The organism is Mucilaginibacter humi (assembly GCF_013087555.1).
On record NZ_JABFCR010000010.1, the window covers coordinates 1 to 18,063 of the forward strand.

Here is an 18,063-nt window from a genome sequence, read left to right on the forward strand (position 1 = left end):
CCCGAGTTTACCACATCATATGAGTTTGGTGCAAACTTAGGGTTCTTCAACAACGCCTTCTCTGTGGATGTTACCTATTTTAGCTCACAAAGTAAAAACCAGATCATTGACGTTGCTATACCAACATCAACCGGTTATAATACCTTTACAACTAACGTTGGTCAGTTAAATAATAATGGTTTCGAGGCATTAATTAATGCTTCGCCAGTTCAGACCCGCGACTTTAAATGGGATATTACCCTAAACTACACCCGTACACGTAATAAGGTAATATCAATCGCACCGGGAATTACCAGCTTCCCAATACCGGGCAGCAAGTTTACCGGTACTATACCATCAATTGTGGTTGGCGAGCCTTATGGTATAATTTTGGGTAACAAAAACCCAACAAGCCCTGATGGCCAGTTTATTATCAACCCGGCCACAGGTACATTTGCTCCTGTAATTGCCAGCCAGAAAATTGCAAACCCTAATCCGGATTATATTGCCGGTTTAACCAACACATTAAACTATAAAGGATTCTTCTTTTCGTTCTTGTTTGATACCCAACAAGGCGGCGATTTTGTATCATTCTCGGCAGCTACTTATCGTGGCCGTGGATTGCTAAAAGAAACAGCCATTGACCGCGAGCAACCGCGCATTTTACCGGGCGTTATACAACAAGCCGATGGAACATTTAAACCTAACAATATCCAGATCTCTTCACAAACCTACTGGCAGTCGTTTGGTACACAAACAGAGGTTAGCGTATTTGATGCGACCACCTATCGCTTAAGAGAGGTATCATTAGGATACACTGTACCTAAAAAGATGCTGGGCAGATTACCATTTGGTAATGTAACCTTCTCATTAGTTGGCCGCAACTTGTTTTACAAATTCCCTAACAGCCCAATTGATCCGGAAGTTAACACAGCTGGTGCAAGCAACATCAGGGGATTGGAACTGCAAAGTGCACCAAACAGCAAGAGTTATGGATTTAATTTAAGGTTCACGCTTTAAAATTTAGAGGATTAAGATTATGAAAAATAAAATAATAGCAATAAGTATGATGGCCGCTACTCTTTTGATTGCCCCATCGTGCAAAAAATTCTGGACGTAAACAATACACCAAACAATCCGTTGGTTGTACCGCCGGCAACACAGTTGCCTAATACAGAGATCGGGATAGCTGGATAAACTCGAACGAGTTAGATCGCGCTGCCGAGGTTATCATGCAACATAACGCAGGTTTGGCTAACAACCCTGCTGCTTATGATATATATAACGTGCGTGGTACAATGGATAACTCATGGGATTTTGAAGTTTACAATGGCGCTGTTAGCGCTTGTGTTAATTTGATTAAACAAACCCCAGGAAACCAGCCCGGCTTATGCTGGTATAGCTAAGATTGAAATGGCTTATGCCATATCGGTAGCTACTGATCTTTGGGGTGATGTTCCTTACTCGCAAGCCGGTCAGGGACTTACTTTCCCGCAGCCACGTTTTGATAAACAAGAAGATATTTACTGGGGAAATGCCTCTTTAGGCATAACCAGCTTATTCGACCTGGTAAAAAGCGGCATCGCTGATCTTGCAAAACCAAGCGCAATTTTACCGGGTACCGAGGATTTTGTATACAAAGGAGATCTGACTAAATGGGCGCGAGCAGGAAATACCCTGCTGTTGAAGTTTGCCATGCAGATATCAAATGCAAATCCAACGCTTGCCAAACAGGTAATTTCTGATGTGTTAACCGGCAATAACTATATTAATGCAAATACATTGGATTTTGAAGTACCGTTTGGAACTAATACCGGTAACCAAAACGCCTTGTACGCATACAATAATGTTAACCGCCCAAGCGACCAAATGTTGAGCACCCGCTTTTTAACTTTAATGAATAATCTTGGTGACCCGCGCTTACCAAAGTTTTATACAAGCCCCGGTGCTGGAGGTACATTTACTTCATATGATAATGGTGCTACCATCCCGGCTCCTGCAGCCGCTACCCGTTCAAAATATAATACCTATATCACCGGTGCCAGCGGCGAAGCGCCAATAAGGTTGGTAACCAACTACCAGCGCGCGTTTATTTTGGCTGAAGCTGCTTTAGTATTAGGAACCCCGGGTGATGCGCAGGCATTGTATACCGAAGGTATTACGCAATCAATGTTAAAAACCGGCATATCGCAAACGGATGTTACAGCTTACTTATTGGCTCATCCAACTGTTGCTATCTTAACAGGATCAACAGAAGCTAAGCGCCAGCAGATCATCACCCAAAAATATATATCATTTGTAGGGAACGGCATTGAGGCATATAATGATTACCGGAGAACCGGTTACCCTGTACTGGCGTTAGCACAAAACGCGCAAGGCGACGATCCAAATTCTATACCTAAACGTTTTGCATATACTGCTAACGAGATTCAAAGGAATCCAAACGTGCCAAAGCCACAGCCTTTAACAAATGTTAAAGTATGGTGGGCTAAGTAATTTTGGTTGATTTATTTAAAAAAGGAAAATATGAAGAATAACATAAAATATCTATTGATGAGCATAATAGCGATAGCGCTAACGCAATCATGCAAAAATCCGGCTTTAATGGGTTAACCGATAATCGCCCGGCGGTACCCGTAACGGTAGCCAATGCCCGGGATTACAGGCCCGACCCAACCGTATTTGCGTCAAGGGCCACAGGTAATATCACTATTACTTTATCTATCCCGGCAAGCTCTGGTCGTACCATTAAGGAAATAACCCGCGTATCGGTAAATACAACGCAAACCCGGTACAAGGTACCACCGGCCTTTATAATGGTAACCCACCGGTTGCAATTGCAGGTACCGGTACTACAGTTACCTATAACACTACATTTGCCGACTATGTTGCCAAAGCGGCTGGTACCATACCAACCGCTAATAATAGCGAGCTGGCTAAGCGTTTCTATTTTTTAATTACGCTGGATAATGGTGATACCATTATCCCCGAGCCGGTAAGGGTTGTAGTAGTTCCATAACTAACCCCTTATAAACTAAATAACAAGCCCGCTCTGACAACTGTCAGGCGGGCTTAATTATTAATCTAAGGTGATATCCACATATTTCACTGAGGATACAGGAGTTACTTTTGCAATACCAATTGTTAATAATTGGAAAAGTTAAAGTTAATTAAATAAAAGTCAGTCACGCGAGGTGGTTGACTTTTTCCTTTTATACCCCTCGATATACTTCATGAATATATAAGTCAATATTTGGGTAAAATCCTGATATAACTGTATGATATAAAAAGTAATTTTATCCTCATATATTTTTCTATTAGCAGAATGAAAGTACTTGTTTGCACCGAGCCGGGTAAGCTATCCTATACAACCAAAGAAATACCCCAATTACAGGCGGGCAATACTTTGCTAAAAATTAAGCGCATAGGCATATGTGGAACGGACCTTCATGCGTTTGATGGCACACAGCCTTATTTTACCTATCCCCGTATTTTAGGACATGAGTTAGCTGCAGAAGTGGTTAATAGCTATGATTTTAAAAACGGAGACACGGTAACAGTAATCCCCTATATAAATTGTGGTAAATGTTTAGCTTGCCGTTCGGGTAAAACAAATTGCTGTAGTGCTATACAGGTATTGGGTGTACATACCGATGGCGGCATGGCCGAATATATACAGGTACCTACGCACCTGCTGTTGCACTCGCAAGGTTTGAGCCTGGACGAGTTAGCGTTGATTGAACCCCTTGCTATTGGAGCCCATGGTATACGACGCGCCGATGTTAAAAAAGATGAATATGTTTTGGTTATCGGCGCGGGTCCTATTGGTTTAGGCGCTATGGAGTTTGCCCGCATTGGAGGCGGCAAAGTAATAGCCCCGGATATCAACCCGCGGCGTTTGGCTTTTTGTAAAGACAAATTAAAAGTCGATTATACCATCAATGCTTTAAACGATGATGTTACGGCGCAATTACAGGAAATTACAGGTGGCGATATGCCAAGTGTGGTTATTGACGCTACGGGCAGCCAAAAAGCAATTAATAACGCTTTCCAATATATGGCACATGGTGCACGCTTTGTTTTAATCGGCTTACAAAAAGGCGAGATAGCCTTCAGCCACCCCGAGTTTCATAAACGCGAAGCCACCTTAATGAGCAGCCGTAACGCCACGCGCGAAGATTTTGACCGGGTAATATCCGCCATGAAAAATAAGTTGGTAGACCCCGGCAATTACATAACCCACCGGGTTGATTTCGATGACGTTGCAACCCAATTTAAAAGCTGGCTTGACCCTGCTAACGGTGTTATTAAATGTATGGTAAGTATTAACTAACTTTTGGGCTTGGGTTGCCTTTACCGGTAGTAATTAAATTGTATAAACTATTTTGGATATAGTCCGTCCGGGCGTTTGAGCAGCCGCCATAGCATTCAAAAGCTGGTGTTAGGCCATATTGGGTGAAAGTAACCTGCGTTTTTCCATCTCTTTTAACAATATCAAATACGATCTTCGTACCCCTCCATTCGGTCTGGTCTTTAACAAAAGTTAATTTGCTATCTGTAATTAGCCAAACAACTTTTTCGCCGGGGATAACTTCTGTTAGCTTTTGTTTTGAATAATGTACATCCCCAAAACGTACCTCAAATTCGTCATTTAAATTATGTGTGCTGCCTTCAAGGTTTTCTGTCCACCAGCCTTTAACGTTGTTTATAGCGTCAAATACTTCGGCCGGCGATTTATCCACTATAATTGTTGTATTAAAGTTCTGTTCCTTGTTCATTGTGTTTTTCCTTTAATAAAGTTTCTAATTTCTTTAATTTACTGCCCCAGAACGCGTCATAATAAGCCAGCCATTCATGGAGCTGATCAAAGCCCTCTTTCTTTAATACACAATGTCTTTCGCGCCCTACATCATTTATAGCGATAAAGCCCGAATTGTGCAGCACTTTAATATGTTTAGATACAGCTGGCCTGCTCATGTCAAAGTTTTCGGCCAGCGAGTTAATGGTCAAACTATCTTTTGATAACAGGTATAATATCTGCCGCCTGCTTGGGTCGGCAATAACCTGGAAGGCATCAAACTTTTGCTGTGTCATCTGTTGCCGGATTTAAAATTTCAAGTATTTGCGAAATGTGTTTTGGCCAGCCCTCGCTCATCGAGTCGAACATCGCCATAAAAGTTTCTCCCTCAAAACCACGATGTATTAATGACAATTCAGTACCACCATTTTTTTCGGTCAACGTCCAGCTCACAACTGATTTATTTAGCGTTCCATCACCCGGCCCAAAGTTCCATGAATAGGAAAGCTGTGTGGTTGGTGTAACCTCTAAAACCTTGCAATAAAATACACCGTCGAAATCCATTTCGGGCATTGCTGGTGCTTTTAGCTGGAACTCATGCCCTTCAACAGGCAGAAAATTGCTGGGCATTAGCCATTGCGCTATCAGGTCGGCGTTAGTGATGTACTCCCATACTTCCGCTTGCGGGTTCGGGAAAAATAAATCGTATTTAATAATCTTTGCCATATGTGTAACTTTGAAGTTACGCAAATATATAAGTAACTTCTGGGTTACGCAAATATTATCTTAATCTTTTTTTGTGTTGTAAACTTTTTCTTTGAGCAGCGCTATATCCTGCGCCATTTGTTTATTCTGTTGATGTAGTTTTGAGGCTACTACGCTTAAGTGCAATAAATAAATAAGTATAGCGAAAATACACGCGGTAAACACCGGGTTGGGTGCCTCGTAAACACCAAATAGCTTCGACATTACTTCTAAGCCGCTTCGCCAAAAGGAGAATATAACCAATATCCCTGTGCAAACGCACCATACTATGGCATATTCTTCGCGCAGCTTGCCTTTGATGATGAGCCTTGAAATATAAAGCAGGAACAGCAGGCTGGTTATAATGGTAATAATTTGGATACGGGCCATAGTTATTTGATTTTACGAATTGCGGAGAAAAGCATAGCAAGGGTAACTTTTATACAATAATACAAAGAAGCAAAATTTTTGATAGATGATTGCCCGCCTGCACGGCTTGCCATAATTACCGGGGTTTCTTGTATGCTTAACCCGGCTTTAGCGAAATAAACTAATGATTCAGGCTCAGGGTATTCGTCAGGATAATCAACCGATGCCAGTTCGATAGCCCTCCTGTCAAACAAACGGAAGCCCGAAGTGCTGTCGTAAATATTTAACCCGGTAAATGCTTTGTTTAGCCAATGGAAATACCCAATGCCCAGCCTGCGGGTAAACGATGATTGAAACCCTTCATTTTCAATAAACCGGGAGCCGATAACCAGGTTGGCATTGGTGCTTTCATAACAGTTTAGCAGCTTAATTAATTCTTTAGGCGGATGCTGGCCGTCGCCATCCATTTGTGCAGCCAGGTCAAAATCATATTGTGCTGCATATAATAACCCGCTTTGTACCGCGCCACCTATACCCAGGTTAATGGGCAGGTCAATAACCTTTACGGGATGTCGCCTTGCTACCGCGTAAGTATCATCTGTTGAACAATCATTAACCACCAACGGGGTTATTTCATACCCTGCAATTTTTATATCAATCAACTCTGCCAGCAACGCCGGTAAGGATGCCTGTTCGTTATAACATGGAATGATAATGAGTAATTGCTTTGGCATCCGGCAGTAGGAATAAAATATGATAGTAAATCTAATTAAAAAGGCCCGTAACAAAATTACAGGCCTGATCATTTATGTAGGGACGCAATATTTCGCGTCTCAGATTTTATTTCCTTTTCCCGTTCATTTCAACCTCCCGGGTCATTTCCATAATGTCTACTGGTTGCGAGTAATCGCCTAACAGGTGTTGTACAAAATAATCAGCCTTGCGCCAGAAAAAGTATTCGCTCATGTCGCCGTAGGCGTGGCGCTGACCGGGCAGCAATACATACTCAAAACGTTTATTGGCCTTTATCAGGGCGTTTATTACCCTTACGGTATTGGCAGGGTTTACGTTATTGTCTATCTCGCCGGTGGACAGCATCAGGTTACCTTTTAAGTTTTTGGCGATATCAGGGTTTTTATCAATGGTGTACTGGAAAGTGGTATCGCCCTTGGCTGTAATTACTTCCTTTATACCGTTATGTTTTTCGCTCCACCAGCTGTTGTACACCGCGTTATCGTGGTTGCCCGATTCGGATACCGCCACCTTATAAAAATCCGGGTATACAAACATCGCGGCTGCGCTCATAAAACCACCGCCCGAGTGGCCGGTAATACCCACTTTGGTAATATCAATAAAGTTAAACCTGTCTGCCAGTTGTTCAACCGCCGATTTCTTGTCGGCCAGCCCGTAATCACGCAGGTTGCCATAGCCGTAGTTATGGTACCATTTAGAGCGCTCAGGGCTGCCGCCACGATTACCTACGCTTACTACAATAAAGCCTAATTGAGCCGGGCGGTCCACATAATTCATGCTGGCTGCGCTTACGCTAAAGCCGCTGTTTACCGCCTCTGTTTGCGGGCCGGGGTACACATATTCTATGATTGGATACTTGCGTGTAGCGTCAAAATCATAAGGTTTGTACATTACGCCATAAAGGTCAGTAATGCCATCATCAGCCTTAATTTTAAATGGCTCGGGGAATTTATAGCCTGTCGCCATTAACCTTGACAGGTCGGCGGTTTCCAGGTCCATAATTTTACGGCCGGTGTTATCATATAATGCCGATTTAGGGCCTGCGTTAACCCTCGAATAGTTATCTACAAAATAGCTTGGCCCGTCATTTATATTGCTGTTGTGGTTAAAGTTGCCCGGGTTTAACAGCTTAAGGCCGCTGCCATCCAGGTTAACGCGGTACAGGTGTACGTAATAAGGGTTTTCGCCCAGCTCGCGGCCCGACGCCGTGAAGTACAGCACGCGGTTCTTCTCGTCAATACGCACAATATCATCGCAGTGGAAAGAGCCCGAGGTAATGCGGTTCTTCATTTTACCTGCATCATCATACAAATAAAAATGTGCCCAGCCGTCGCGCTCGCTCCATTCAATCAGCTCTTTGCCGCCGCTGATCAGGCCCGGTGTCGAGATCTCTACATAAGTATTCATGCGCTCGTCGGCCTGTACATTTATTTTGCCGGTGTGGATATCAACGTTGCAAACGTCCAATCGCTTCAAATCGCGGCCCATGCGGTAGAAATAAAACTTATCTGCAGTACCCAGCCATACATTTGGCTTAAACTCGTCATCGCGGCTCCTGGCGGTAGGCGGGGCCTGCCATACGCCTATCGACTGGTCCTTAAATATCGAGATATTCAATTTCTTAAACGTTTTGGCGCCGAAATCAAACAACAACATTTCGCTGGTTGGGGTTTCCTTTTCGCCCGGCATTAAGTATTTATAAGTTTGCAGCGTAGGGCGCGGTTCGGCAATGCTGTTTATTACCCACAGGTCCTTAACCTTGCGCTGGTCGTTACGCTCCATCACGAAGTATTTCGCGTCGGGCGACCATAGTACGCCTGCCGGCCTGCGTTTCTTGTTGGCCTTTTTATCAGTAACGCTCTCGTCATCGCCGCGGCCGCTGCCATAGGCGTAAAACTCAATACCGTCCTTGGTTAATTGGTGGTCAACAATGGTGCTGTCGTCTTCATTCTTCACCGCTTTTTGTAGTTCTCTTTATCCATCCAGTACAGGTTAAAGTTTTTAGAGAACACAATGGCCGAACTATCCGGCGCTATTGAAGCCCACATGGGCTTTGGCTTAACCTTATTAAAATCCTTAAGTTCGGCCAGTTTGTTGGTTGCCAGGTCGTAGGTAAAGTAAAAGGTTTTCTTCTCCAGCGAGTCGGCAGCCTTTTTATCCTTACGGTCCTTTTTCACTACGTCAACAGTGCTTTTCAACTCAAACTGTATCGACTTTTCGTTATTGGTGAACTTTAGGTTCTCAATAGGCAGGTGCTGCGCGTCAAACGGGTCCTTAACTATCAGGGTTATTTCGGCGGCCAGTTTATCATTATCAAACATGCGTGTTTTTTTCCGCGTTGCGGGATCAACAATGTACCAGCTCTTTATCTCGCTGGTTTCGTACACGTACCAAAACCTGTTGCTCAGCTTCAACCAGTGCGGATCAACCGCCTGCGAGAAAACCATTTTGCGCAGTTTATCGGCATTAAATTTTGATGCCAGCTGGTAGTTGCCTTTTGGGGGTGCGGGCGCCGCAACAGGGGCCTGCGCCTTAACCTGTATCAACCCTAAAGCAAACAAAACAGAGAGGTAAAATTTCTTCATATAAATTGGTTAGCGTTTTTTGAGATCAGTAACAACAAATTATTTACTCCCTAAAAATAGAAAAAAGAAGGGGTAAACAAAAAGCTACGGGGCGCAGGGTGGCTTTGGCATATCAGTATAGCGGAGATGTTACAGAGCGGGCTAAACTTTACCGTCAAACTTGTATCTTAGATCAAATCTACAGATCAATGAAAAGAATACCTTATCTTCTTACATTTCTCCTTCTGAGTATCTTTATTCAATCATATGCTCAAGTTAATAATCACATGCAAAAATGCATATGATAAAAGACTTCTATACAGCATACAGTGAATTAGATTTAAAATCGCCCGATAAACCTAGATTGGACGCATTAATAGATAAGTACTTTACAGTAGAAGAAGGAAAAGTAATAAGAAAAGAACTTTTACTAGGGCATGATATACCTACTAATAATAAGGGAATTAATAAAACGGCATTCGAAACAATGATAATTATGCCGATAACAGACCGAAAGACGCTCGATATTGAAACAGGAAAGCCTTCGATAATTAAAGGTGTGCAAAATGGTTATGAAGTTACTTACTACTTAAAGCCACTTAGTTCAAACAGTGATAATACAAAGTTATCTGTTTATAGAGAACTCCTCGTCGTAGAAAATAATGGTGTTTTAAAAATTTCTTACATAACTGATAATTTGCGCTATCATAAATAACGTCTCTGCAAAAAAAAAAAAAGCACCCTGTCAGGCAACTTTTTCCATAAATTATTTAAGCTGATAGATTACATCGACTGTGACAAGGGTAAATACCTACTGACAAACTTGTGTCACCATTCTTTTCAAAATCACTCCCTACCTTTGGTATGTTTTGTAGCCGATAGTTCTTATCGCCTTTATAAAATCAACTACTATTTCTTGTACCGGTTTGTACCGGCTGTACCGCTTCCCCCAGACTGGTACAAGCGGTACAGAGCGGTACAGAAATCCTACACCAGCTTTTTCATTAAAAACCATAATATGTTAAATCAAACAAACAACAATGCGCAACCTGCGCAGGGCGCCACTCAAGCCCAACAGCAACCTTTACCGCCGGGTATCAACCGCCTGAATGAAGAGTTGAAAGCCTTTGCCAACCAACCCGAATGCGAAAACAAAGGTATGTTCCTGCTGCGAACCGCTACCCGCTGGATGGAAGAAGCCAGTAACGAACCTGAAAGTAAAATGCTTTTTGGCGAGTTTTGGCATGAGGGCGAACTCTGTATTTTTTTGCTGATACCAACCTCGGTAAATCAATTCTTGCGGTACAAATTGGCGATAGCATTAGCCGTGGCGAACGTATCCATCCATTAAGATTACAGGCTGATGCCCAACAGGTAGTTTATTTAGATTTTGAACTGACAAAAAAACAGTTTCAAAACCGGTATCAAAATGTAGTATTTGAGCCTTATGAGTGGTCGCCTTTGTTTTTACGGGCCGAGATAGACCCTGAAAATATCGAAACTGAAGATCTGTCATTTGAAGAGTTTCTTAATTATTCGTTAGAAAAAGCGGTAGCAGAAAGTAATACCAAAATATTAATTATTGATAACCTTACTTATTTACGCAACGAAACCGAGAAAGCTAAAGATGCCTTACCATTGATGAAACATCTAAAGCAGATGAAGAATAAGTATAACCTAAGTATACTTGCCCCTGGCACATACGCCTAAGCGAGATCCGTCGCGACCAATTAACCGTAACGATTTGCAAGGCAGTAAGATGCTGATGAATTTTTGCGACAGCGCGTTCAGCATCGGCGAAAAGCCAAATTGATAATAACCTGCGTTATCTTAAACAAATAAAACAGCGTAATACCGAAGAGATTTATGGCGATGATAATGTTTGCCTGTTCCAGATAACCAAGCCCGATAAGTTTTTAAAGTTTGATTTTGTTGATTACAGCCGCGAGTGGGAGCACCTGCGCGAGCCTACCATTGAAGATAGGGACCTATTAAAAGCGCAGGTTGCCGATCTGAGAACAGAGGGTAAAACTGTACGCGAGGTTGCCGAATTTCTTGGCATATCAAAAGCCAAAGTACAACGACTATTAGAGGCCATTAAGTAGTTGTACCGCTTTGTACCGGCTGTACCGCTTCTGTGGTACCGGTACAACCGGTACAAAGCGGTACAAAACTACTCCTTCCATATATCCGGAAGACCTGCCTCATCGCCTTGCAAGGGGTCGGTGTCGGGTATGGGTACACGTTTAAGGTTCTCGTCGGTTTTGGGGCGCTCGCCGGGGTTGCCGTAATTCATGTCATAGGGTTGCGCATAAGGGTAAGCGCCTACACAGCCTATATCGTTTTCATTACCCCAGGTTTTTATGCGCCACGCCGGCAGGGATAACCAGTATATCGCCTTTTTGAAGCAGCACCACTTCGCCATCGTCGCCGCCTAACAGCACTTTGGCTGATCCGGAGTAAACACCCAACACCTCATGCACGGTACTATGGTAATGATGATATTCGAAGATGCCTGCATCCCAACTGTTTCCCCAATTGTTTTTTTCGAAGATGTGAGAAACATGCGTAGCCGGAAACAGCAATGGGATATCCAATACGCCTTTATAATGAAGCGCGGGGAACTTACTGTTAGGGAACGTCCCGTTATCTTTTAGCTTTATTAGGGTAGGAATAATTTTCATTTGGTGTGGTTTATTTTGGATTAAAATTATTTATCAATCCGATACTTTTTTAACACCGTTGATACTTGTCGGTTTTAAGTTTTTGAAAATTGGTCAGCAAAAAAGAAAATGCAATTATGTTGCATTTAATAAATATATGATTTAACTTTAGTCTGTTAATCAACCTGAATTATTAACCGCCTTATGGCATAAACCTTACAGTTATGGCAGAGTTAGAAAACAAACCCGCCGCTAACGGAAATAGCGGCCGTGTTAGAAGCACCAAAAAAGCAATACGGGTAGACTTGACGGCGATGGTTGACCTGGCTTTCCTGCTTATTACCTTTTTTATATTAACCACCACGCTGCAAAAGCCAAATACTATGGAACTGGCGATGCCCGATCCCGGCCCCGATGGTGGTGTGCCTGAGTCGCGCACCATGACGGTATTGTTAGGCGCTAACGATAAGGTGGAATGGTATATCGGCATCCCCGGAAAATCATTAACAGCACCCGCGGTAGATGGATTTGGCAAGAACGGCATCCGCAAAGCGCTGCTTGAACAAAGCGCCCGCATCAAACGCGAACAGGGGAAGGATATGATAGTGCTGATAAAACCAAGCGATAAATCAAGCTATGCCAATATGGTTAACCTGATGGATGAGCTAAACATTACCAACAACGAAAGGCGCGCGATAGTGGATATTACCCCCGCTGAGGTAGATCTTTTAAAGCGCGATAATATTTATAATTAACCCTACCTAAACCTTTGAAAGCGGAGCCATCCTGTGAGGGGTGGCTTTTTTGTACACCACGATGTCATTTCGATACGAGGAACGAGTGAGAAATCTTAAACGCTTAATAGGCGGTCGCTCGTATAAGATTTCTCTTCGCTACGCTCATTCGAAATGACATGTGGGGCTACATTACCCCAATACCCGGGCCCGGTTGTATTTTTAACTGCTTAAGGCTTGTTCTTAATGCGGCCGCTTTATCCTGCTGGCCTATTTTGTTGTAGTACGTAATTAACCGGGGATAAACTTTAAACAGGTAGGGGTTAAAATCTATAGCTGCTTCATAGTTTTTGTCTACGGCAGCATCGTTATGGCTTTCGTTTATTTTGCCTATGGTGTAAAGGTAATTAGCCATAGCCGCGTTCTCTGCATCTTTAGACAGCAAAAACGTCATATGTATGGCTTTATCAGTCTCGCCCATGGCTGCCAGTAACCGCGCATAGCGTAGTATATCGTTATTACGGCCGCCCCGTCCCGCAAGGCTATTGGCTGGTGGCAGATATTTTGTTACCGAATCTCTTAACCCTAACGCGTTATAAGATTCGGCTATCTGCAAATCGAAACCAGCGTTATCGTTGCCGCTTGCTTTTAAAATACGTTGTGCTTGTTGTAAGGTTTCAATAGCCTTATTGTATTGTTTGTTTGCGGCAAGTGCATCTGCATATAAAGTGCGGTAATTAAAGTTTTGCGGTTTTTGCTCCACCAATCGTTGTAATATGGCTATAGGTTCGATATAACCTAATTCTGATTTAAGCGAAGCTACGTAAGCTATAGCATCATCATGCTGGTCGCGCAGGTAGGTTGATACCGTTGCACCGTTTTTTGCATACTCTTCTGCTGCGGCTATTGCATCGGCTATTTGTCCGTTACGCCGGTACATATCGCGCAGCTGGCTGTTAATGGCGGCAAGTTCACGGTAATCGTCTTCTAACTTGTAAGCCTGGTTAAGGTAGGCAGCTTGCTGCTCAACCGCCATTTTCTGGTCTATTTGTTTGGGGTCATAAAGGGCGGCTACCATATCGGCATAAGCCACATAAATTGGGGCATATTTAGGGTTGATGGCTTCTGCTTTAAACAGCCATTGCCGGGCTTCTGTAAAATCCTTTTCACCCATCTTATACCGTGCATAAGCCAAATAAGTTGGCAGGTATTTACTATCGTACATTAATGAAGTATCTAAATAAGCCGCTGCTTTTGCGTTAGCACCGCCACGCCTTCCTCCGCTCAGGTTTAAATATACCTGCGCCCAGTTATCGGCCATGGCGCTTTTGTCGCCGGCAAGGTAGGCACGTTGTTTTTTAACCAGCTTATCAATAAAAGCATACATACCGGGGTCCTTTGTCTTCAAGTCGCCGGTGGTATTCATCGACTTAAAATCAAGGGGATGCACTTTTACCGGTTCAAAATAGGCAGGATATACCGGGCAAAGTACTCGTGCTCGTTGTTTTGCGAGTAGTAATCCAACGTGCGGTGTTCGGCCATAGCGGTATAGTAGTGCTTTCTTATCTGCCGTACCTCATCGTCAGTTAATACCGTCTGATGGTAAAGGTGGGTATATTCATGCAGTACAACATTGCGCTCCTCATAAGCGCCACGCTCAACATATTCCATATCGGCACAACCGCTGCCTACGCCGCGGATATCCATCCATTGCCGGTTATCAAACGTGGTAGTATACCTAAAGCTGGGCGAGTGCATGGTAATAGCCGGTCGATATGCAACGGCGATACCCTGAACGACCGGTTCTGTTTAGACAGGAACGGGAAATAAACCGTAGCCGCATACATCTGGTTCCAAACCATGGCTTTTGCCAATGTGCCGGGATAATAAGATACATCCGGAAAAACCTGCTCGAAGTTTTTCATATCGGTGATCTTAACATTTTGCAATACTCGTGTCACCGAATCATAGATGGACAGGTAAGGGATCCGCTTTGATTTTATTACTGCGGATAAGCCGTTATGTGCCGGTCCGTAATGTTTTTTGCGGAGTAATATCTGCCTGAAAATATTCTCTGCCGAATCTAACCGCAACTTACGGTCCATATCAAATGCGCTGTAGTAAAGCGACCCGCGGTGCATCAGCGGTAATACCGATGTTGGGTACTGTTGCTGCACGGTACGGGTATAAGCAATAGCCTCATCAATTTTATTAGCGCTGAACAGCGCGTCGGCTTTTTCTAATGCTTTACGCACTTCGTCATCATCCTTTTGCGCATAATCGGCATAGGTAAGGTTGGTATGCCCATTACCCCAGTGCCAGTGTGTAGCAAAGTGCAGCGGGTTAACAGCAAGCGCCACTTCCCATTGTGCAGCCATGGCATTTAACTGCGTGGCATCAACCCGGCGCCAAATGGCGTAGCCGTAACTAAAGCGGGCATCGGCATTATATGGATTTATCATTAATGATCTCTTTAAAGGCGCTTCCGCCTGCTCGGGGTGCTGGTCCCAGAAATAAACGTCAGCTTCCAGTTGATAGGCCCCGGCATTAACCACGTTTTGTTTCTCTATTTTTTTGGCGATGGCTAAGGCTTCAGGATATTTTTTTTTGCAGCAACAATGCCCGACCCATTATCAGTTCCGTTTCTTCGGATGCAGGGCTGGCCTTTAAAATATTTTTGCAGGTGATGATAGCCTGTGGCAGTTTCCGTGCCCGGATCTGTAAAGTAGCCTTTAGCTGTAGGGCCTTTATATTATTTGGCGCTGTTTTAAGTACAGTGGTTACTTCTTTTTCGGCAGATGGATAATCATTATGCAGGATCAGGTAATCAGCTTTCAGCAAGCGGATATCGGCCGTGGCTGGGCCGTTATTAATTAATTTCCAAGCCTTATCCCATACGCCCCAGCGCAGTAAATCGCTTATCTGTTTAACCCCTGGCAGCACCGGTTGCTGCAGGAGCATTTAACAGCATTGCTTGTTGTTGCTTTAGTTTTTTAGGGCAAACACTGCGCTGTCGGGTTCAATGGTTTGCGCTTTGGCAATAACGGTAGGTAACAGCGCGATACAAATTAATAAGGCAGGGAGTTTTTTCATTGTACTTAAAAGTAGGAAGAAGTTTTGGTTATTGATATACGCCTTTTACTACTTTTGCACTAATTATGACGACTTGTGCAGCCACGCCTTTTAAACTTTTAGACCAGGACCTTTTATTAACCTGCCAACGGGCCATTTACTGGCAGCAGGAAAAAACGTTGATAGCTGCCGATGTACATTTAGGTAAAGTGGGCCATTTTCGAAAAGCGGGTATCGCTGTTCCGCGGGATATGGAGCAGGATGATTTGGCCGTACTGTCTGACCTGATCCATGAGTATCGCCCCGAAAAATTACTCTTCCCGGGCGACCTGTTCCATAGTGATATGAATGCTGATTGGGAATGGTTAAGGCTATGGCGGCAACAGTTCCCCAAGCTGCGCATTATATTGATACGCGGTAACCATGATATTGTGCATGACGATCATTACCATCAATTAGACATCGAACTGCATGCCTCGCTTTTAATGGAGCCATTCCTGATGCTGCACCATCCGCAAAGAGAAACAGAATTAAGCGAGTTAACTGGCTATGTACTTTGCGGACATATCCACCCCGGCGTAAACCTAAAAGGCAAAGGCCGACAAAGTTTAACACTGCCTTGCTTTGCATTTGGAAAAAGACAGGGCATATTGCCATCCTTCGGCAGGTTTACGGGCAAGGTAGCCATCCGCAGTGTAGCAACCGACCGTATTTTTGCCGTATTGAAAGATAAGGTAATGGCAATTGCCTAATTAAGCTTAGTTACCCTTTAATTTTAATCGTTTATGATAGAAGATATACGAGCATGTTAACAGGGCAATTAATATTGGCATAAATATCCAGTCTTTAACAGCAAAGCCCGAAGCATAAAAAGAATAGCTTGCACCTATAAGGTCAAACATAAAACCCGCGTAAGCCCATTCTTTAAGCCGGGGATAACCGGTGTAAGGATAGCTATTACGCCCAATACTTTTGCTACCGCCAAAAGGTGTAATACATAGGGCCTGTACCCTATTACGGCCAGCATTTTTGCGCCATCTGGGTTATCCATAAAACTTGTAGCTGCCGAAAAAAGCATCATAGCTAATACCAGCCCGGTTGAGATCCAGTAAATAATGTTGATTGTTGTTTTGTTCATGTTAATATGATTAGGTAATTAATTATATGTTCTCTTAATGGCTTTTAAGATACTTATCAGTAACAACACTTATATAATCAAACTGTACATCGCGCTCTATAAGGTGGCCGGTGCCATCTAATAAACAATAGGCCGGCAAATTTTGGATATCCCAATTTGACCAATTGGGCGAGTCGACACCTTTCAGATCAGATACCGGGGCCACGTTAGCTTATCATCACGCATGGAGCCCAACCACCAGTCGCGCTTTTTATCAAAGGATACACTTACAATACCCAGATCCTTGTTACTCATAAACGGCGGTGGGCCCTTAAACATGGCCACGGTGGTTTAAACGGCTTTGGTAATTCCCCGCTTTCCAAAACTCAACCAATATTACTTTTTTGTGGAGCGACTTTAAGTCGAGCGGTTTACCATCTGGCTGTGTACCGGCTATTGTAGGTGCCATTGCGCCGGGCTGTAAGCGGATAAGCACTTTTAGCCTGTCGCCTATTTCTTTACCTTCATCACTATTTTTTTGTTCTGTGCTAAACTTTTGATAAACGGCGTAATATGCGTTGGGGTTTAAATCCATGTTCATGTTTTGCATAATATGGGCCGCTATTTGGTTTTGAGGGTATTTGTTAATATAAGCTAACAATGCCTGCCAGCTAACATCTGGTAACTGTTTGCGTGCGCTATCTAAATTGTTTACTAACGAATTAGTTTCACCGTTCCATGCTTTAGGGGCAGCTATGTCCTGGTGCAATTGATCCTCGAGCACTTTAACCCTCTGGTTAGCATCATTCATCATCGACTCTGACAGCTGCCTGTAATTTGACAATTGATTTTGGATATTTGAATTTGAGGTTACCTGCGGATAGGCGCCAGGCTTAGTTTTATCGAATTTAACGGTATACTTCCCCGCCTCAAAATACAGCTCAAAGCTTGCATCATCCTCGCCTGGTCTGGAAAGTATAAGGGAGCCATAACCGGGATTCTCCGGTGAGTTTTTGCGACATGAAATGTACCATCCTTTAAATTAACGCCTGACAGCGTTTGCCCGGAAGCATCCTTTACAGTTATAGTGCCGTTGGCTATACCATCGGCAGTGCCGTTTATTTCGATATTGTTACCGGTACAACCGGCAAATGCTAAAACAATAAAAAGCAGCGTATAATATTTCATGGTGACAGGTAAATTGGTATCACCAAATTAAATAAAATATCCGAAACTAAAATAATTTAATGCTTGGAAAGGTAATCAGAAA

Annotated in this window: 28 protein-coding genes and 1 pseudogene; 11 read left to right on the forward strand and 18 right to left on the reverse strand. The window is 43.4% G+C overall.

Annotation, left to right across the window (positions count from 1 at the left end; translation table 11 throughout):
* The 5 genes and pseudogenes from HK413_RS03240 to HK413_RS03255 all read left to right on the forward strand — a co-directional run.
* Positions 1-999: pseudogene (locus HK413_RS03240) on the forward strand (TonB-dependent receptor); the annotation flags it as partial.
* A 212-nt stretch (positions 1,000-1,211) separates the two neighbouring features.
* Complete coding sequence (locus tag HK413_RS16440) at positions 1,212-1,385, forward strand: hypothetical protein (RefSeq protein ID WP_246229642.1); 174 nt, start codon at positions 1,212-1,214, stop codon at positions 1,383-1,385.
* A 7-nt stretch (positions 1,386-1,392) separates the two neighbouring features.
* Positions 1,393-2,475 (forward strand): SusD/RagB family nutrient-binding outer membrane lipoprotein, encoded by a 1,083-nt coding sequence (locus HK413_RS03245; protein ID WP_246229644.1) that lies wholly within the window; start codon positions 1,393-1,395, stop codon positions 2,473-2,475.
* A gap of 89 nt (positions 2,476-2,564) precedes the next feature.
* Positions 2,565-2,936: a hypothetical protein gene (locus HK413_RS03250; RefSeq protein WP_175269121.1), complete on the forward strand. Its 372-nt coding sequence runs from the start codon at positions 2,565-2,567 to the stop codon at positions 2,934-2,936.
* A gap of 368 nt (positions 2,937-3,304) precedes the next feature.
* Positions 3,305-4,312 carry a zinc-binding alcohol dehydrogenase family protein gene (locus HK413_RS03255; RefSeq protein ID WP_175269122.1) on the forward strand — a complete coding sequence of 336 codons (1,008 nt, stop codon included), beginning with the start codon at positions 3,305-3,307 and terminating at the stop codon, positions 4,310-4,312.
* On the opposite strand, the gene HK413_RS03260 is transcribed toward HK413_RS03255, so the two are convergent.
* From HK413_RS03260 to HK413_RS16445, 7 genes are all read right to left on the reverse strand, one after another.
* The gene (locus HK413_RS03260) at positions 4,305-4,757 is read right to left on the reverse strand and encodes an SRPBCC family protein (protein WP_175269123.1); all 453 of its coding nucleotides are present in this window, start codon (positions 4,755-4,757) and stop codon (positions 4,305-4,307) included. The two genes, HK413_RS03255 and HK413_RS03260, sit on opposite strands and share 8 nt — an antisense overlap.
* The gene (locus HK413_RS03265; protein WP_175269124.1) at positions 4,735-5,073 is read right to left on the reverse strand and encodes an ArsR/SmtB family transcription factor; all 339 of its coding nucleotides are present in this window, start codon (positions 5,071-5,073) and stop codon (positions 4,735-4,737) included. Before HK413_RS03265 ends, HK413_RS03260 begins: the two co-directional genes overlap by 23 nt.
* Positions 5,054-5,503 (reverse strand): SRPBCC family protein, encoded by a 450-nt coding sequence (locus tag HK413_RS03270; RefSeq protein WP_175269125.1) that lies wholly within the window; start codon positions 5,501-5,503, stop codon positions 5,054-5,056. The genes HK413_RS03265 and HK413_RS03270 overlap by 20 nt, the downstream gene beginning before the upstream one ends.
* A gap of 60 nt (positions 5,504-5,563) precedes the next feature.
* Positions 5,564-5,911 (reverse strand): DUF2304 domain-containing protein, encoded by a 348-nt coding sequence (locus HK413_RS03275; protein ID WP_175269126.1) that lies wholly within the window; start codon positions 5,909-5,911, stop codon positions 5,564-5,566.
* Positions 5,912-5,913: 2 nt separating this feature from the next.
* The gene (locus HK413_RS03280) at positions 5,914-6,624 is read right to left on the reverse strand and encodes a glycosyltransferase family 2 protein (RefSeq protein WP_175269127.1); all 711 of its coding nucleotides are present in this window, start codon (positions 6,622-6,624) and stop codon (positions 5,914-5,916) included.
* A 106-nt stretch (positions 6,625-6,730) separates the two neighbouring features.
* Positions 6,731-8,599 carry a S9 family peptidase gene (locus HK413_RS03285; RefSeq protein WP_317169243.1) on the reverse strand — a complete coding sequence of 623 codons (1,869 nt, stop codon included), beginning with the start codon at positions 8,597-8,599 and terminating at the stop codon, positions 6,731-6,733.
* The gene (locus HK413_RS16445) at positions 8,596-9,228 is read right to left on the reverse strand and encodes a hypothetical protein (RefSeq protein ID WP_246229646.1); all 633 of its coding nucleotides are present in this window, start codon (positions 9,226-9,228) and stop codon (positions 8,596-8,598) included. The genes HK413_RS03285 and HK413_RS16445 overlap by 4 nt, the downstream gene beginning before the upstream one ends.
* 280 nt (positions 9,229-9,508) lie before the next feature.
* On the opposite strand from HK413_RS16445, the gene HK413_RS03290 reads away from it, so the two are divergent.
* The 4 genes from HK413_RS03290 (at position 9,509) to HK413_RS21925 (ending at position 11,312) form a co-directional block, all read left to right on the forward strand.
* Positions 9,509-9,922, forward strand: coding sequence for a hypothetical protein (locus HK413_RS03290; RefSeq protein WP_175269128.1), 414 nt, complete (start codon positions 9,509-9,511; stop codon positions 9,920-9,922).
* Between the two features lie 303 nt (positions 9,923-10,225).
* Positions 10,226-10,558 (forward strand): hypothetical protein, encoded by a 333-nt coding sequence (locus HK413_RS03295; RefSeq protein WP_175269129.1) that lies wholly within the window; start codon positions 10,226-10,228, stop codon positions 10,556-10,558.
* The gene (locus tag HK413_RS03300) at positions 10,528-10,917 is read left to right on the forward strand and encodes an AAA family ATPase (RefSeq protein ID WP_317169246.1); all 390 of its coding nucleotides are present in this window, start codon (positions 10,528-10,530) and stop codon (positions 10,915-10,917) included. Before HK413_RS03295 ends, HK413_RS03300 begins: the two co-directional genes overlap by 31 nt.
* Positions 10,918-11,180: 263 nt before the next feature.
* Complete coding sequence (locus HK413_RS21925) at positions 11,181-11,312, forward strand: helix-turn-helix domain-containing protein (protein ID WP_394353123.1); 132 nt, start codon at positions 11,181-11,183, stop codon at positions 11,310-11,312.
* Positions 11,313-11,380: 68 nt separating this feature from the next.
* Here HK413_RS21925 and HK413_RS19185 read toward each other — a convergent pair whose 3' ends face one another.
* Positions 11,381-11,503, reverse strand: coding sequence for a cupin domain-containing protein (locus tag HK413_RS19185; RefSeq protein WP_262886760.1), 123 nt, complete (start codon positions 11,501-11,503; stop codon positions 11,381-11,383).
* Positions 11,504-11,555: 52 nt separating this feature from the next.
* Positions 11,556-11,891, reverse strand: coding sequence for a hypothetical protein (locus tag HK413_RS03310; protein ID WP_175269130.1), 336 nt, complete (start codon positions 11,889-11,891; stop codon positions 11,556-11,558).
* Between the two features lie 203 nt (positions 11,892-12,094).
* Here HK413_RS03310 and HK413_RS03315 point away from each other — a divergent pair, with 203 nt between their 5' ends.
* Positions 12,095-12,625: an ExbD/TolR family protein gene (locus HK413_RS03315; RefSeq protein WP_175269131.1), complete on the forward strand. Its 531-nt coding sequence runs from the start codon at positions 12,095-12,097 to the stop codon at positions 12,623-12,625.
* A gap of 166 nt (positions 12,626-12,791) precedes the next feature.
* Here the strand turns inward: HK413_RS03315 and HK413_RS03320 are convergent, their stop codons facing one another.
* From HK413_RS03320 to HK413_RS03335, 4 genes are read right to left on the reverse strand one after another with little or no spacing between them, the layout of a single operon-like run.
* Positions 12,792-14,054 carry a tetratricopeptide repeat protein gene (locus tag HK413_RS03320; protein WP_175269132.1) on the reverse strand — a complete coding sequence of 421 codons (1,263 nt, stop codon included), beginning with the start codon at positions 14,052-14,054 and terminating at the stop codon, positions 12,792-12,794.
* A 2-nt stretch (positions 14,055-14,056) separates the two neighbouring features.
* Complete coding sequence (locus HK413_RS03325) at positions 14,057-14,311, reverse strand: hypothetical protein (protein WP_175269133.1); 255 nt, start codon at positions 14,309-14,311, stop codon at positions 14,057-14,059.
* Positions 14,293-15,159 carry a tetratricopeptide repeat protein gene (locus HK413_RS03330; protein WP_175269134.1) on the reverse strand — a complete coding sequence of 289 codons (867 nt, stop codon included), beginning with the start codon at positions 15,157-15,159 and terminating at the stop codon, positions 14,293-14,295. The genes HK413_RS03325 and HK413_RS03330 overlap by 19 nt, the downstream gene beginning before the upstream one ends.
* 37 nt (positions 15,160-15,196) lie before the next feature.
* The gene (locus HK413_RS03335; RefSeq protein ID WP_175269135.1) at positions 15,197-15,565 is read right to left on the reverse strand and encodes a tetratricopeptide repeat protein; all 369 of its coding nucleotides are present in this window, start codon (positions 15,563-15,565) and stop codon (positions 15,197-15,199) included.
* A gap of 197 nt (positions 15,566-15,762) precedes the next feature.
* On the opposite strand from HK413_RS03335, the gene pdeM reads away from it, so the two are divergent.
* Positions 15,763-16,428: a ligase-associated DNA damage response endonuclease PdeM gene (gene pdeM, locus HK413_RS03340; protein ID WP_175269136.1), complete on the forward strand. Its 666-nt coding sequence runs from the start codon at positions 15,763-15,765 to the stop codon at positions 16,426-16,428.
* 134 nt (positions 16,429-16,562) lie between these two features.
* Here the strand turns inward: pdeM and HK413_RS03345 are convergent, their stop codons facing one another.
* Genes HK413_RS03345 through HK413_RS03360 form a run of 5 tightly spaced genes read right to left on the reverse strand, consistent with a single transcriptional unit; the run spans position 16,563 to position 17,981 of the window.
* On the reverse strand, positions 16,563-16,814 hold the full coding sequence (locus HK413_RS03345; protein ID WP_175269137.1) for a DoxX family protein: 252 nt from the start codon (positions 16,812-16,814) through the stop codon (positions 16,563-16,565).
* Positions 16,815-16,848: 34 nt separating this feature from the next.
* Positions 16,849-17,019, reverse strand: a complete 171-nt coding sequence (locus HK413_RS03350; protein ID WP_175269138.1) for a hypothetical protein — start codon at positions 17,017-17,019, stop codon at positions 16,849-16,851.
* Positions 16,998-17,132 (reverse strand): hypothetical protein, encoded by a 135-nt coding sequence (locus HK413_RS19190; protein ID WP_262886761.1) that lies wholly within the window; start codon positions 17,130-17,132, stop codon positions 16,998-17,000. Before HK413_RS19190 ends, HK413_RS03350 begins: the two co-directional genes overlap by 22 nt.
* The gene (locus HK413_RS03355) at positions 17,125-17,637 is read right to left on the reverse strand and encodes a TlpA family protein disulfide reductase (RefSeq protein ID WP_175269139.1); all 513 of its coding nucleotides are present in this window, start codon (positions 17,635-17,637) and stop codon (positions 17,125-17,127) included. The genes HK413_RS19190 and HK413_RS03355 overlap by 8 nt, the downstream gene beginning before the upstream one ends.
* A gap of 26 nt (positions 17,638-17,663) precedes the next feature.
* Positions 17,664-17,981, reverse strand: a complete 318-nt coding sequence (locus HK413_RS03360; protein WP_175269140.1) for a hypothetical protein — start codon at positions 17,979-17,981, stop codon at positions 17,664-17,666.
* Positions 17,982-18,063 lie beyond the last annotated feature (82 nt).

Coding starts and splice junctions, on each gene's coding strand:
- HK413_RS03280 (WP_175269127.1), bottom strand. CDS start 6,624: ATGCCAAAGCAATTACTCATTATCATTCCATGTTATAACGAACAGGCA.
- HK413_RS03295 (WP_175269129.1), top strand. CDS start 10,226: ATGTTAAATCAAACAAACAACAATGCGCAACCTGCGCAGGGCGCCACT.
- HK413_RS19190 (WP_262886761.1), bottom strand. CDS start 17,132: ATGTTTAAGGGCCCACCGCCGTTTATGAGTAACAAGGATCTGGGTATT.
- HK413_RS03335 (WP_175269135.1), bottom strand. CDS start 15,565: ATGCTCCTGCAGCAACCGGTGCTGCCAGGGGTTAAACAGATAAGCGAT.
- HK413_RS03270 (WP_175269125.1), bottom strand. CDS start 5,503: ATGGCAAAGATTATTAAATACGATTTATTTTTCCCGAACCCGCAAGCG.
- HK413_RS03250 (WP_175269121.1), top strand. CDS start 2,565: ATGCAAAAATCCGGCTTTAATGGGTTAACCGATAATCGCCCGGCGGTA.
- HK413_RS03360 (WP_175269140.1), bottom strand. CDS start 17,981: ATGAAATATTATACGCTGCTTTTTATTGTTTTAGCATTTGCCGGTTGT.
- HK413_RS03290 (WP_175269128.1), top strand. CDS start 9,509: ATGATAAAAGACTTCTATACAGCATACAGTGAATTAGATTTAAAATCG.
- HK413_RS03275 (WP_175269126.1), bottom strand. CDS start 5,911: ATGGCCCGTATCCAAATTATTACCATTATAACCAGCCTGCTGTTCCTG.
- HK413_RS16445 (WP_246229646.1), bottom strand. CDS start 9,228: ATGAAGAAATTTTACCTCTCTGTTTTGTTTGCTTTAGGGTTGATACAG.
- HK413_RS03245 (WP_246229644.1), top strand. CDS start 1,393: ATGGCTTATGCCATATCGGTAGCTACTGATCTTTGGGGTGATGTTCCT.
- HK413_RS16440 (WP_246229642.1), top strand. CDS start 1,212: ATGCAACATAACGCAGGTTTGGCTAACAACCCTGCTGCTTATGATATA.
- HK413_RS03265 (WP_175269124.1), bottom strand. CDS start 5,073: ATGACACAGCAAAAGTTTGATGCCTTCCAGGTTATTGCCGACCCAAGC.
- pdeM (WP_175269136.1), top strand. CDS start 15,763: ATGACGACTTGTGCAGCCACGCCTTTTAAACTTTTAGACCAGGACCTT.
- HK413_RS03315 (WP_175269131.1), top strand. CDS start 12,095: ATGGCAGAGTTAGAAAACAAACCCGCCGCTAACGGAAATAGCGGCCGT.
- HK413_RS03310 (WP_175269130.1), bottom strand. CDS start 11,891: ATGAAAATTATTCCTACCCTAATAAAGCTAAAAGATAACGGGACGTTC.
- HK413_RS03255 (WP_175269122.1), top strand. CDS start 3,305: ATGAAAGTACTTGTTTGCACCGAGCCGGGTAAGCTATCCTATACAACC.
- HK413_RS03260 (WP_175269123.1), bottom strand. CDS start 4,757: ATGAACAAGGAACAGAACTTTAATACAACAATTATAGTGGATAAATCG.
- HK413_RS03345 (WP_175269137.1), bottom strand. CDS start 16,814: ATGAACAAAACAACAATCAACATTATTTACTGGATCTCAACCGGGCTG.
- HK413_RS03325 (WP_175269133.1), bottom strand. CDS start 14,311: ATGGATATCCGCGGCGTAGGCAGCGGTTGTGCCGATATGGAATATGTT.
- HK413_RS19185 (WP_262886760.1), bottom strand. CDS start 11,503: ATGAATTACGGCAACCCCGGCGAGCGCCCCAAAACCGACGAGAACCTT.